The following is a 12935-nucleotide window of genomic DNA, read 5'->3' on the forward strand; positions in this document are numbered from 1 at the left end:
AAGTGGACCTTCGGTCAATTGCCCGACGATTGGTTGGACCAATATGGTCCCGGCATGACGGTTGGCGTCTTCGACCTGTTCCGCATCGGCATCGGCCCATCGAGCAGCCACACCGTGGGTCCTATGCGTGCGGCCCGCCACTTGGCGCAGCACCTCGCCGACGTCCCCGCCGAGGCGGTGCGGGTGATCCTCCACGGGTCCCTCGCCCTGACCGGCACCGGCCACGGCACGGATCGCGCCCTCGTGGCCGGACTCAACGGTGCCGACCCGGAGACCGTCGACCCGGCCTTCGTGCTGGACCTCGACCCCACACCGGAGCGCGTGCGGCTGGCCCACGGCACGGACGTCCGCTACCGGCTGGAGAAGCAGGCCCGCGGTGGGCCGCCGGGCCACCCGAACGCCATGCGCTTCGAGGTCACCGGCCACGATGGCCAGATCCTCCTCGCTCGCACCTATCGGTCCATCGGGGGTGGCTTTCTGACCGAGGACGGGGTGCCGCAGGCCGCGGAGCCGGTGTCGCTGCCCCTGCCTTTCACGACCGGCGAGGAGCTTGTCGCTCATGCGAGCGGGCTCGGCGGCATCGCCGCCGTCGCGGCCGCCAACGAGCATGCGCGTCGGCCCGAGGGCGACGTGACCGCAGGCCTGCGGCGCATCGCTCAGGCGATGAACGACTGCGTCGAGCGCGGGTTGCGGTCAGAGGGAGAGCTCCCCGGCGGTCTCCGCGTGCGGCGGCGCGCACCCGCGCTGCACCAGTCGCTGCTCACCGACAGGGGAGGGGCCCTGGAGGAGCTCGAGTGGGTCGCGCTCTGGGCGATGGCCGTCAACGAGGAGAACGCGGCCGGCGGACGCATCGTGACGGCACCGACCAATGGTGCCGCCGGCGTCCTCCCCGCCGTGCTGCGCTACGCGCAGCGCTTCGAAGGCATTGACGAGGCGGGCACCGAGCAGATGCTTCTCGCAGCGGCGGCCATCGGGGCGCTGATCAAGCGCAACGCCTCGATCTCCGGTGCCGAGGTCGGATGCCAGGGCGAAGTCGGCTCTGCCGCCGCGATGGCCGCGGCCGCGCTGGCCGAGGCGCTTGGCGGCAGCCCCGCCCAGGTCGCCAACGCCGCGGAGATCGCCCTCGAGCACCACCTCGGGATGACCTGCGACCCGATCGGCGGCCTCGTTCAGATCCCGTGCATCGAGCGCAACGCGCTCGGGGCCGGCAAGGCGATCGCTGCCGCCAAGCTCGCACTGCGCTCCGACGGTGTGCACGTCGTCTCCCTGGACAACGTCATCGATGCCATGCGCCGCACCGGGCACGACATGCACGAGAACTACAAGGAGACGGCCCGCGGCGGGCTGGCTGTCAGCGTCCCGGCCTGCTGACCGGCACCGTCCGCGCGCGGGCGGGACGTGCGTCGGGCCCTATCCCGGGGGTCACGGCCTGGCGCACGTCCGGTCCGCGCCCCGCCGCATGGCCGTCTACCGCTCGCGCCGGTGGTGCAGGCGCACCAGCGCGTTGAGGACGACCTCCGAAGCACGCGCCCCGTCGGCCGGATCCGCGTCCTCCTCGGGAGCGTGGCTGATGCCGTCGCGGCACGGCACGAACAGCATCGCGACCGGGGACCGGACGGCGACGCACATGGTGTCGTGCGCCGCGCCGGACGACATTCGGCGGTGCGTGACCCCCGCGGCGTCGGCGCTCGCCTCGAGCGCGCCGACGATCGGCGCGTCCATCGGCGTCGCCGGGACGGCCTGGCGCACGACGTAGCGGGCGGTGACGCCCCGGCGGCGGGCGACGTCCTGAGCGAACGCCTCGATCGCGGTGGCCACGCCAGCAAACGCCTCGTCGTCGACGCCGCGGACGTCGAGCGAGAGCCGGACCGCCCCGGGGATGACGTTGATGAGGCCGGGCTCGACGTCGAGCTCGCCCACCGTCGCGACCGTGCCGTGCCCGGCGTCGGCGGCCAGGCGCTCGGCCTCCAGCACGACCTCGGCCGCGGCCGCCAGCGCGTCGCTGCGGCCCTGCATCGGCGTCCCGCCGGCATGGCCGGAGCGGCCCTCGAGGTAGAGGTCGGCATGCACGTAGCCGGAGATCGCCTCGACCACGCCGAGCGTCACGCGCTCGTCCTGCAGGACGCGGCCCTGCTCGATGTGCGTCTCGATCCAGCCATCGAGGTCGTCGAGGGTCGCCGCCGATTCCCGGAAGCGCTCGGGGTCGTGGCCCGCCTCGGCCGCGAGCTCGAAGAACGGCCGCCCGTCGTCGATCGCCCGCACCTCGCGCAGCTCCGCCTCGCCGATCCGGCCGGCGGCGATCCGGCTGCCCAGCAACAGCTGGCCGAACCCGGATCCCTCCTCCTCGAGGAACGAGATCACGCGGAGCGGGAGGTCGAGCCCGTGCTCGCGGTTGAGCCGGGCAACCTCGACGGCCAGGGCAACACCGAGCGGCCCGTCCCACGGCCCGCCGTTGCGATTGGAGTCGCAATGCGATCCCAGCCCGTAGGCGCGCTCGCCCCGCGGGACGTTCTGGGCGACGAGGTTGCCGACGGGGTCCTCCCAGACCTGGCAGCCGATGTCGCGCAGCTGCGCGGCGAAGTACTCGTGCGCCCGCTTCCATTCCGGCGTGTACGCGTAGCGGCACACCGCGGTCGCGCTGCGCGTGTACTGAGATCCGGTCAGGGTGAGCACGTCGCGCGCGATCCGTTCGCGGGAGCGCTCGCGGTCGATCGCGACATGCGACGCCGCCGGCGGGCTCACGCTGCGACCCGCCGGAGGTCCGCGCCGGGATCGCGCAACAGCCCGGCGTCGACCGGCCTGCCGGCCTCCAGGAGCTTGGACGCCCGTCGCAGCTGCCGGGCCATGTTGAACGCGACCGCGGACTGCGGGACGCCATCCTTCAGGTAGAACGCGAGGAACTGCCGGTCGTCCAGGCTTCCCCGGACCACCAGCTCGTCGAAGTCCTGGTGATGGCCGAGGTACTGGATGTTCGCGTCGTACTGATCCGACCAGAACCAGTGCAGCTCGGCGTAGGGTGCGCCCTTGCCGAGGATCGAGCGCGCGGCCGCCGCGCCCTGGCGGGCGGCGTTGCGCCAGTGCTCGACGCGGATGTGCCCGCCGACGAGCGGGTGGGCATGCAGGGCGACGTCGCCGGCCGCGTAGACGCCCTCGACGTTCGTCCGGCAGTACTCGTCGACCACCACGCCGTTGGAGACCGTGATGCCGCTGCCCTCGAGGAGCTCGGTGTTCGGCTGGGCGCCGAGACCCACGACGGCGAAGTCGCACTCCACGAGCCGGCCGGACATCGTCTGGACCGCGCGAACGGCCCCGTCTCCCTCGAACGCCTGGACCCCGTCCCCGAGCAGCATCTCGACCCCGTGCTCGGCCTGCAGGTCGGCGACGACGCGGCCGATCTCGGGTCCGAGGATGCGCTCGAGCGGCGTAGAGAACGCCTCGATGGCGACGACCTCGACCCCCGCGTCGCGAAGCGTCGCGGCGACCTCGCAGCCGACGAACCCCATGCCCGCGACGACCGCCCGGCGCCCGGGGGCGATCTGCGCGCGCAGGGCGTCGGCATCCGCGCGAGACCGCAGATCGTGAATGCCCTCGAGCTCGAGCCCCGCGATCGGCGGCCGGCGGCTGCGGGTCCCGGTCGCGATGACGAACGCGTCGGCCCGCAGCCGGGACCCGTCGGCCAGGACGGCCGTGCGCTCGCGCGGGTCGACGGACGTGACGGCCGCCCCGGTGCGCAGCTCGATCGAACGCTGCTCGTAGACCTCGGCCGGGTGCACGAGCGATTGCTCGAACGCCTGCGCCCCGGCCAGGTACTCCTTGGAGAGCGGGGGCCGCTCGTACGGCAGCTCCGGCTCCTCGCCGATGAGCTCGATCTCGCCGTCGAAGCCCTCGTCGCGAAGCGTCACCGCCGCGCTCGCGCCTGCGAGGCTCGCCCCGATGATCGCCACCTTCATGACTGTCATGTCCCTCTTCGCCTTGCCCTTCTCGTGACTTCGATCCGAACCGGTCGCCGGAGCCGGCGAACGCGGCTCGAGCATCGGGTGCTTCGCGCGTCCCGCGAGACGCCGTTCTTGGCCTGGCCCGGCCGGCGCCTCAGCCGGGACCGGACCGCCCGTGTGCGGACCGCGCCGTGGCGGACCGCAGGGCCGGCAGCGGCCATCGCTCCTGCGCGGGCGGCCCCCAGGCCGCCCGGGCGGCCTGCGGCGGACGCAGCAGGATGCCCTCGTCGATCGCGGTCCGGGTGGCCGCCGATCGGCTCGAGACGTCGAGCTTCTCCAGGATGTGCTGGACGTGGGCCTTCACGGTCCGCGTCGTCACCACCAGCGTCGAGGCGATGTCGTCGTTGCGGGCACCGTCGGCCACGAGCGTGAGCACCTCGAGCTCGCGCCGGGAGAGCCCGTGCGGCAGGCGCTCGAACCGTGACAGGCCCACGACGATCCCGCCGTCGTGGCGGCGCACGCACCGGCACCGGTACCACTGCTTCACCACGCCCTCCCAGAAGAACTGGGTGGTCCACCAGTCGCGCTTGGACTCCATGATGAGCGCCAGCAGCTCGGTGAAGTACGCCACGAGCTGCCGATCGTCCTGGTTGCGTGGCCGCACCACCTCGACCGGCGGCCGCGCCGCTGCGTCGGCGCCGCGGTCCGGCTCGATCTTGAGGATGTACTGCTCGCCGGCGAGCAGCTGCGAGGCGCGCCGGCTCTCCTCGACCGGATCGATCAGGCGGCCCAGGATGCGGGAGAGATAGGACATCAGCTGTCGCGCCTCGTCCGACGGGTTGCGCCGGTCGGTCGCCGACGAGTCGAGGAACCCGGTCAGGCGACCGCCCGTCGAGGCGAGCGGCGCCACCAGCCCCTCGACGAACCCGACCGGCAGGTAGAACTCCGACATGCAGCGCAGCTCCATCGGCTTGAACGGCAGGTCGCGGACCCGCGCAGGCCATCCCGTCTTCGCCTGGGCGAACGGCGTGAGCACATCGACCTCGAAGTCGGGGCCGTCGAGGTAGGCCATCAACGGGGCGGGGTAGCCGGTCGCATAGAGCTGCTGGCGCTGACCGGTCAGCGGGTCGAGCCCCCAGATCATCCACCCGTCCACCCGCATGATCGGCTCGGCGGCGTGCAGGATCTCCGCGACCTTCTCCTCGACGTCGCAGCCGGAGGCCGCGATCTCCGCCGCTTCGGAAACGACATCGATGAGGCTCCTCGTCATGTGCTCCTGACTCTATGGTCGGCCGACGCGGCCGCCATCGGGCCGACGGGCCGAGCCATGCCGTACGGGGTGTCGTGGTCCACCATCACCAGAACACCATCGGCGTGTTGGTGATGTGCTCGGTGGTGCCGTCCTCGTGGAGGATGAAGTTCTGCTCGATCCCGGACGCTCCGACGTCCTTGCGCGCGATGAACGCCTCGACGCCGAGGACCGTCCCCGCCTGGAAGACGTCGTCGTCGCCGCACATGCTCGCGCCGATGTACGGCGTCTCGAAGTACATCCCCATGTAGTGGCCGAAGTGCGGCCACTTCTCCGCGGCCTGGTCCTTCTCGTCGCTGGCCTCGGTGACCAGCTTCTGGCCCAGCTCCGCGACCTCCTTGACCCGCACGCCGGGCTTGATGGCCTCGATGAGCGTCTGGATGATCCGCGCGTTGTCCTCGACGATCGACCGCTGGTCGTCGTTCGGATTGCCGCCGCACACGGCTGTCCGGCCCGGATCGAGCCAGTAGCCCTCGCGGACCGGCCCGTAGATCCACCCGCGGACGAGGTCGCCCGGCTTCGGCGCGACGTCCGAGTGGCCGGTCAGCGGGTCGCTGACCCAGTAGCGGATCATCTCGCCGTGCGAGCACGGGACCATGTGGACGGCGCCCCCCTCGCGGACGATGATCTCGGTCGCGGCGCCCGCCGCGACGTTCTCGCGCTCGCCGTCGACGAGCCCCTGCATGAGGCGGTCGAGCGCGCGCGTCATGATCTCGCCGCCCTCGCGCATGCACCGGATCTCCGCCGGTGACTTCCTGCGCCGGACGGTGAGCACGAGATCGTCGTCGTGGACCCACTCGATCCCGTCGGCCGCCGTCTCGCGCTCGAGCTGGATCCAGTGCTTCATCGGCAGGATCTGCGTGCCGACGATCGCGACGCGCCCGCGGATGCCCCGCCGACGCAGCGCGTCGGCCACACCCTTGACCGGATCGTAGTGCCACTCCACCTTGCCCGCCGCGACGACGTCGAGGCGCGGCCACGGCTCGTCGGCCTGCAACTCGGCGTCCGCGCCGGGCTCGAGGATCACCGCGCCCAGTCCGCGCGCGTTGAAGACTGCGGTATCGAGCCCCTGACCCGAGGCCTGGGAGTAGTAGTTGGCCAGCCACAGGACGTCGGCGCACCGGTCGTAGGAGCCGCCGGAGCGGCTCCACACGACGGCGGCGTCATAGCCGAGGCGGCGCATCTCCTCGTGCACGCGCTGCCACCGCTCCTCGTACTCCGAGAGCGGGAAGTAGCGCGCGCCGCGGCCGGCCGTCCTGTCGACCGCGCTCATGAGACCTCCATGCGTGGCTGGACCGGGCCCGCGTAGTAGGGCATGTCGTCGACGCGCGGCGTCCACGAGCCGTCGTCGATGCACTTGCGCACGTGCTCGGCGATCTCCAGCGTCGTCGCGAACCAGACGTCGCCTCGGTCCTTCATGTACTCGATGAGCTTCTCGACCTCCATCGCCCGCGCCAGGCGGCCCGAGTTGAACGGGTGCCAGATCGTCACCCACAGGCCCCGGTGCTCCCACATCGCGTCGAACTCCTCGCGAAACACGCGCATCGCGTCCTCGCCGGACTTCGGCGGCATCATGTACTCGTAGTCCGGCACGTGGGCGTAATGGGGATAGTCGTCCATCCCCCAGTGCGACGGCAGCTCGATGACCTCGCCGCCCTGGGCGCGCATCACATACGGGATGTCGTCACCCATCAGGCTCGCGTCGTAGAGGAACCCATGCTTGACCAGCAGGTCGGTGGTGACGTTCGAGTACTTGAACCACGGCGCACGGTATCCCCGCGGGACCTGCCCGGTGACGCCCTCGATGATCTCCATGCCGCGGACGAGCCAGTGCTCCTCCTCCTCCGGCGACTGCTCGTTGGGCATCTCGTGGATGTAGCCGTGATGCGCCAGCTCATGGCCGTTGGCGACGACCAGCTCGGCCGCATGCGGGTAGGTCTCGATCGACCACCCCGGCATGAAGAACGTCATCTTGATCTCCTGGCGCCGGGCCATCTCCACCAGCCGCGGAACCGCCACGTCGGGCCCGTAGCGCAGGAACGTCTGCGTGTCCACCTTGCGGTGGCCCGTCTCCGGGTGCATCAGGTGCAGGATGCTGTCGGCGTCCTCGTCCCATGTGAACGACACCGCCACGCGGGCCCCGTTGGGCCAGGGCACAGGATTCGCGATCATCTCGGACGTCCTCCTTCGTTCATGGAAATCGACCGCTCGCCCTGCGCGGGGCGAGCGCCCGTCGTCTCGACGGTGGTTCTGCGGTCAACCCGTCCCTGCCGTGACACCGGCCGGCTCCTTCACATCCTCCGTGTCGCCCGGCTCACCGAGCAGGGCCGTCCGCGCCTCGCGCTGCACGCTCTCGTCGGGGTCCTCGAGCAGCCGTGCCGCGGTCCTGCGGTCGCCCAGCCGGACCAAACCATGAGCCGCGGTCGCGCGGACGATGGGATCCACGTCGCTCGCGCCCAGCCGGCAGTAGGGCCGGAAGGACGCGTCGCCCGTGTTCGCGAACACGACGATCGCGTTGCGCGCGACGCGCCCGCGGCCGGCCCGCGCGAAGGCGCTTCCGGCGTACAGGCGCTCGAACGCCCCGCTGTCTCCGTATGCGGAGAAGAAGGTCCGCAGGTCCGGGTGCGCGAGCGCCGCCTCCGGCCGGTACCCCGACCAGAAGCGCTCGGCCTTCGCGTTCCAGGGACAGACCTCCTGGCAGACGTCGCACCCGAACACCCAGTCGCCCATCGGGCCCCACATGTCGGTCGGAATCAGCCCGGGGTGCTGCGTGGTCCAGTAGCTGATGCAGCGCTTCGCGTCCAGCGTCCCGTCCCCGAGGAGCGCGCCGGTCGGACACGCGGGGATGCACCGGGTGCAGCTGCCGCAGCGGTTCTTGTGCGGCTCGGCGCCGGCCGCCTCGAGATCGGTGAGCAGGACGGCAAGCGTCGTGTACGTGCCCAGCTGCGGCGTGATCACCATCCCGTTGCGGCCGATCCAGCCGAAGCCGGATCGCGCCGCATAGCTGCGGATCGGCAGCGGCCCCTGGTCGACCCAGTCGCGAGCTCGGACGCCGTGGTCGCGGCAGACCTTCTTGATCTCCTCGATGTGCGGGCGCAGCACCCGCTCCACGTAGCCCTGCTCTCGCACCCAGTACATCCGCCCGACGCGGCCCACGCGCAGCCCGTCGTCCGGGGCGCCGGGATCGGGGTAGGCGTGGGGGGCGGCCAGGACGAGCGCGCTGCGCACCCAGCCGAAGCGCTGGAGGGGATCGAGTCGCACCTCGACGCCGCGCAGCAGCTCGCCCATCATCGCGTGGCGCCGCTCGGCCAGCCAGTTCCCGTAGCGCTCGATCACGAACGGCGGCAGGTCGCCTACCGCCCACCGCGCCTCGAATCCCCGCTCCTGCGCCGCCGCGCAGATCGCGTCTGCGCGCGTGTCGGTCACGGATCGCACTCCACGTAGCGCCCGCACGCGTATGAGTACGCCGCGGTCAGGATGCACTCGAGCACGTACAGCTCGTGCTCGTCGCGCGGGGCGTAGAACACGAGGCTCTGCGGCGGGATCAGCCCGTAGAGCGCCAGGGGGTGGATCTGGCCCCACCCCTTCCCGAGCAGCGGCTCGGCCCATTCGGGGGCGAGCGCCGTGTGGACGCTGCCCTCGGCGCGGACGTGGGCGAACTCCATGCCCATGATGAAGGCCTCGCCCTGGCCCTCCGCCAGCCGATCGTCGAGGAGGAGGGCATTGGCGCCGTGGATCGTCTGCCTCACGGGCGCGACGGCGACCCCCGGCCACCCGCTGACGAGCGCCAGGATCTCCGCCTGGGCGGTCACCCGGTCCGCCTGCGTCGTCTGGGCGCACGGATACTGCCGGGCGATCTCCGCCCGGTCGCCCGGCCGCGAGGGCAGGCCGTGCAGGCACGACGGGGGGTCCTTCGTGATCACGGCGTCGGTGATCCGCCGACGACGAGCCGGTCCGAGCGCCACGCCCACGTCCGCCGTCCTAGACCGCCTGCGCGGTCTGCAGGCCGCACTCGGCGAGGAAGGCCTCGTAGCCGGCGGGAGCCACCTGCTCGCGCTCGACTCCGGACCCCGGCCACTGCCGATCTCCGAGCATCGCCGCCGCGGCCGCCACGGCCTCCTCGGTGCGCGGGCGCCACTTCTCGATCCACCCGTCGAGCACCTCGCGGTTCTCCGGCCGCTGCGAGACGGCGTAGGCGACGAGCGCCTTCGTCCAGTCCCTGCAGCGGTCGCTGTCCAGACGCGTGTCGTCCAGCGTGAGCGCGAGCTCCTCGTCAGCCTCGGCGCCGGCCGTCTGGCTGAGCGCGTCGATGAAGAGCCCGTCGTAGAGGGGCTTGACGACCAGGTTGAGCGCCGCGAAGCACTCGCCGAGGTCATACGCGACCAGAAGCTCCTCGAGGACCCTGCGCAGCGGCTGCCACGAGGGATCCTCCTCCCAGATGGTCCGCGCGGTCTGTGCCTCGGCCAGCTCCTCGCCGAACTCGAGGCTGAGCGACTTGGCGCGGTACGCGATGCGCTGGATTCGGCGCATCTCGTCGGCCGCCTGGAACTCGGCGCAGTTGGCGATGTACGAGCTCGGCGACAGCTGCGCGAGGTACATGGCCGCCATCTGCAGCACATGACACGAGAACCGCGACGTGAGGTACACGCGGCTGAGCACGTCGACCCAATCGGCGGCCAGCGTCGCATGCCGGGAGTCGCCTTCGAAGCGATCGACGATCCCGTCGAGGAACGTCTCGCGACGGTTCTGCTGCTCGACGTAGGAGTGATAGGTCAGGCGGTGTGGGTCGCGGAACCCGTTCCAGTCGTCGACGCGGAACGTCGACCCCTCGCGGTTCTTCAGGTACCACTGGTTGAGCGGCGCCGCGGGCGACAGCTCGAACGGCGCCGGGGTCTTGCCGTGGTGGTAGATGAGGTTGTGGGAGACCACCTCGTACTCGGAGGGCTTGCGCCGCGCCCCCGTCGAGAGCTGGCTCCACGTCTTCGGCGCCTTGCGCGCCGGGCGCGACGTCTCCGCGCTGCTCATTTCGTCTCCTCCAGGTACCAGATGATCTCGTCGTCGCTGACCTTGATGCGGCCCGCGAACGACGGCATGACGCTCTCGAACGCCGAGATCCGCAGCTCGCCGCCGAGCTCCTCGTCCAGCGACGCCTGCGTCAGCCGGCAGGACGTCGGCAGGCCGATGCGAACGTAGGCGCCCCGATCCTCGAACTTCGGCGCCTGACCGTTGTCGGTCGCGATCGCGCGCGCGACGGCCTCGGCCACGCGCTGGTCGCTGATGATCGGCCCGACGTATCTCGTCTTCTGCTCAGCAGGCATCAGCCATTGCTCCTCGTCGATGAATGTCCGACGGCCTCGCCGGCGGACCGGCCGATCCACACCACGTCGTCCTCGATGCGCACCTGCCTCTGCGCAAGGCACGTGTTGTCCGGATTGACGCCGGCGCCGGACCGGGCGTCGAACTCCCACAGGTGCGCCGGACACACGAGCTTGTCCTCCTCGAGGTAGCCCTCGGCCAGGGACGTCCCCTGGTGCGGACACGAGGACAGGAACGCACTGATGTGACCGCCCTCGAGGTGCACGACGATGAGCTCCTCGCCGTCGACGGTCACCGGCATCAGCTCGCCTTCCCACAGGTCTTCGAGGTCGACCGCCTTGACCCAGCGATCCTCGTCCACTGACACCGCCGGCTCCTACCTTGAGACCTTGATCTCGACGTAGTCGAGCCACCCGATGCCGACGTCCCGCGCCAGGGCGTCGAGCGGCTGCTCCTCGCCCTTGAAGATGAGCCGGAGGTCCCGGCCCTCGTCGGGGACGCGGATGCCGGAGACGTAGTCGGCCGCGGTGGTGCAGATGTCACGCACCGTCGCTTCCGGGTCGACGTTGACGTGGTGGACCAGGAAGTCGTCGCCGAAGATGAAGCCGATCGGCAGGATCCCGGGGTTGCCTTCGGGGGGCGCGCCGGCGACGCGCGCCTCCCCGAGCCCCGTCGGGGCGTCTGACATTGGTGCTGTTCCTTCCTGCTTGCTGGAGTCGGGGGCGGCTAGGCGGCGATCGCGCCGGTGGGCAGGGCGGGCTCGCGATCCGTGGCCCAGCGGTACCGCGCGGCGTCGTCACCCGCGATGTCAGGCGTGATCCCCATGTACTCGAGGATGCCCTCGATCGTCGGCGGCTGGATGTCGCCCATGATCAGCCGGTCGATGAGGGTCTTCGTGCCGGCGTAGCGCTCCAGGTTCTGGTCGAAGATCCACTGGCACGGCTCCGAGCAGAAGGAGTACCTGCGGTCGCCGTGCACCGACTGGCGCGGATCGCAGTGCGACGTCGTCCCCGGGATCTTGAAGACCGGGAGGTGGCACGTGTTGCAGAGGATGGGCAGCGTCTTGCCGAAGCTCGCGTCGACCTTGTCGGCGCGCACGTTCTCGCCGATGGTGTCCCAGAGCTTGCCGAACTTCTTCTCCCAGCCCGGGTACTTGCCCTCGAGCCACTCGCGCTCCGCGTCGGAGACTCCTGCGTCCGGGTGCCACCACACGGTGTTGCGGAAGTACCAGATCCCCGCGTGCTCGGAGTGGTGGTACCAGTCGAGCTCGTCGAGGAACTGCTCCCAGTACCACGGCTTCTCCAGGCCGATGTCCTCGAGCTGATCCATGAACTGCCGGATGATCCACTCCTCCATGAACTCCTTGAAGGACATCGTCCGGTGCTCGAGCGGCGTCCAGTAGTCCATCGAGGGCCCGGTGAGCGTGGCGAACAGGTGCCACGCTCGCCAGAACGACACGTCGATCAGGTTCTGCGCGAGCTCCTTCTGCCCCGTCTCGAGGAGCAGCTTGAGCGTGGGCTCGCCCTGCTGGGCGTGGCGCGCCTCATCGGTCTGGATGCTCGAGATCAGCGCGCCGAACTCGACGTCGCCCATCTCCATCGCGTCCGCCGCCATGCCGATGAACTGCAGGTTCGTGAAGCCGGTCTCGAAGGTGAACGTGAGCTGGATCGCGGTCGAGATGACGTCCCTCGCCATGAACAGCTCGTCGTTGTGGCTCTGCGCGGCGATGATCGCCCAGTTGCCCGTGTGGTAGGCCTTGTGGGCCCAGTCGAACTGCTGGTCCTTGTCGAGCAGCGAGTGGGCGACGCGCAGCTGGATCTGGACATGGCGCATCTCGTCGAGCGCGCCGAACAGCGCCATGTTGCGCCATGCGGCCGCGAGGCCGAAGCGGCCCATGCGAGACTCCGCGAGCGTCGACTGCCCCTCGGAGACCGTGACGGCGCCGAAGTGCGCCTTGATCGCGCCCTTCCAGCCCTCGTCGAGCTGATCGAACAGGTGCGAGCGGGCGATGGCGGCGCCGACGGCGGCCACGCCGGCGTCCTTGTCGACCTGGTTGTACACGTACTCGCGGTAGGACAGCTTGTACGGCTCGTCCCACGACCACCACGTGGTGGGCGACGTGTCACCCATGGGACCCACGAGCGCCGGCGGGAACGCCTCGTCGTGCGTGACGTACTTCAGCGTCCAGTTCATGTCGCGTGCGATGTCGTACCAGTCAGATCGCCGCAAACGGGGCATCTGTGACCTCCCTCTCGATCCATGCTGGAGCTTCAATGACCTCCCGCTGCGTTCGCCCGCGGGAACCGGCCACTAGCTAATCGCGGCCCCCGGGCCGGCGCCATTGTCCGAAAGGACCATCCTCCGGCCGGAGCGGC

Annotated in this window: 13 protein-coding genes; 1 reads left to right on the forward strand and 12 read right to left on the reverse strand. The window is 70.7% G+C overall.

What is annotated here, in order from left to right; genetic code table 11:
* Positions 1-54 precede the first annotated feature (54 nt).
* Positions 55-1371, forward strand: coding sequence for an L-serine ammonia-lyase (locus DSM104329_RS18180; protein WP_407655935.1), 1317 nt, complete (start codon positions 55-57; stop codon positions 1369-1371).
* Positions 1372-1467: 96 nt separating this feature from the next.
* Here the strand turns inward: DSM104329_RS18180 and DSM104329_RS18185 are convergent, their stop codons facing one another.
* The 12 genes from DSM104329_RS18185 to DSM104329_RS18240 all read right to left on the reverse strand — a co-directional run bounded on the left by DSM104329_RS18185 (position 1468) and on the right by DSM104329_RS18240 (position 12798).
* Entirely contained in the window at positions 1468-2742 is a 1275-nt protein-coding gene (locus DSM104329_RS18185) for a Zn-dependent hydrolase (RefSeq protein WP_259311264.1), read from the reverse strand.
* The gene (locus tag DSM104329_RS18190; protein ID WP_259311265.1) at positions 2739-3950 is read right to left on the reverse strand and encodes an NAD(P)/FAD-dependent oxidoreductase; all 1212 of its coding nucleotides are present in this window, start codon (positions 3948-3950) and stop codon (positions 2739-2741) included. The genes DSM104329_RS18185 and DSM104329_RS18190 overlap by 4 nt, the downstream gene beginning before the upstream one ends.
* Positions 3951-4089: 139 nt before the next feature.
* Entirely contained in the window at positions 4090-5205 is a 1116-nt protein-coding gene (locus DSM104329_RS18195) for a helix-turn-helix transcriptional regulator (RefSeq protein WP_259311266.1), read from the reverse strand.
* An 85-nt stretch (positions 5206-5290) separates the two neighbouring features.
* Positions 5291-6517, reverse strand: a complete 1227-nt coding sequence (locus tag DSM104329_RS18200) for a M24 family metallopeptidase (protein WP_259311267.1) — start codon at positions 6515-6517, stop codon at positions 5291-5293.
* Positions 6514-7416, reverse strand: coding sequence for a polysaccharide deacetylase family protein (locus DSM104329_RS18205; RefSeq protein ID WP_259311268.1), 903 nt, complete (start codon positions 7414-7416; stop codon positions 6514-6516). Before DSM104329_RS18205 ends, DSM104329_RS18200 begins: the two co-directional genes overlap by 4 nt.
* An 84-nt stretch (positions 7417-7500) precedes the next feature.
* A complete protein-coding gene (gene queG, locus DSM104329_RS18210) occupies positions 7501-8670 on the reverse strand; it encodes a tRNA epoxyqueuosine(34) reductase QueG (RefSeq protein WP_259311269.1) in 1170 nt (389 codons plus the stop codon).
* A complete protein-coding gene (locus DSM104329_RS18215; RefSeq protein ID WP_259311270.1) occupies positions 8667-9215 on the reverse strand; it encodes a luciferase domain-containing protein in 549 nt (182 codons plus the stop codon). Before DSM104329_RS18215 ends, queG begins: the two co-directional genes overlap by 4 nt.
* Positions 9216-9225: 10 nt before the next feature.
* Positions 9226-10269: a ferritin family protein gene (locus DSM104329_RS18220; RefSeq protein WP_259311271.1), complete on the reverse strand. Its 1044-nt coding sequence runs from the start codon at positions 10267-10269 to the stop codon at positions 9226-9228.
* On the reverse strand, positions 10266-10562 hold the full coding sequence (locus DSM104329_RS18225) for an MmoB/DmpM family protein (RefSeq protein WP_259311272.1): 297 nt from the start codon (positions 10560-10562) through the stop codon (positions 10266-10268). Before DSM104329_RS18225 ends, DSM104329_RS18220 begins: the two co-directional genes overlap by 4 nt.
* Complete coding sequence (locus DSM104329_RS18230) at positions 10562-10927, reverse strand: Rieske 2Fe-2S domain-containing protein (protein ID WP_259311273.1); 366 nt, start codon at positions 10925-10927, stop codon at positions 10562-10564. Before DSM104329_RS18230 ends, DSM104329_RS18225 begins: the two co-directional genes overlap by 1 nt.
* Before the next feature lie 9 nt (positions 10928-10936).
* Positions 10937-11248, reverse strand: a complete 312-nt coding sequence (locus tag DSM104329_RS18235) for a toluene-4-monooxygenase system B family protein (RefSeq protein WP_259311274.1) — start codon at positions 11246-11248, stop codon at positions 10937-10939.
* Between the two features lie 38 nt (positions 11249-11286).
* A complete protein-coding gene (locus DSM104329_RS18240) occupies positions 11287-12798 on the reverse strand; it encodes a ferritin family protein (RefSeq protein ID WP_259311275.1) in 1512 nt (503 codons plus the stop codon).
* Positions 12799-12935: the final 137 nt, after the last annotated feature.

The sequence above is a fragment of the Capillimicrobium parvum genome, from assembly GCF_021172045.1.
Taxonomy (GTDB): Bacteria; Actinomycetota; Thermoleophilia; order Solirubrobacterales; family Solirubrobacteraceae; genus Capillimicrobium; species Capillimicrobium parvum.

Coding starts and splice junctions, on each gene's coding strand:
- DSM104329_RS18220 (WP_259311271.1), bottom strand. CDS start 10,269: ATGAGCAGCGCGGAGACGTCGCGCCCGGCGCGCAAGGCGCCGAAGACG.
- DSM104329_RS18190 (WP_259311265.1), bottom strand. CDS start 3,950: ATGAAGGTGGCGATCATCGGGGCGAGCCTCGCAGGCGCGAGCGCGGCG.
- DSM104329_RS18235 (WP_259311274.1), bottom strand. CDS start 11,248: ATGTCAGACGCCCCGACGGGGCTCGGGGAGGCGCGCGTCGCCGGCGCG.
- DSM104329_RS18195 (WP_259311266.1), bottom strand. CDS start 5,205: ATGACGAGGAGCCTCATCGATGTCGTTTCCGAAGCGGCGGAGATCGCG.
- DSM104329_RS18180 (WP_407655935.1), top strand. CDS start 55: ATGACGGTTGGCGTCTTCGACCTGTTCCGCATCGGCATCGGCCCATCG.
- DSM104329_RS18200 (WP_259311267.1), bottom strand. CDS start 6,517: ATGAGCGCGGTCGACAGGACGGCCGGCCGCGGCGCGCGCTACTTCCCG.
- DSM104329_RS18225 (WP_259311272.1), bottom strand. CDS start 10,562: ATGCCTGCTGAGCAGAAGACGAGATACGTCGGGCCGATCATCAGCGAC.
- DSM104329_RS18205 (WP_259311268.1), bottom strand. CDS start 7,416: ATGATCGCGAATCCTGTGCCCTGGCCCAACGGGGCCCGCGTGGCGGTG.
- DSM104329_RS18240 (WP_259311275.1), bottom strand. CDS start 12,798: ATGCCCCGTTTGCGGCGATCTGACTGGTACGACATCGCACGCGACATG.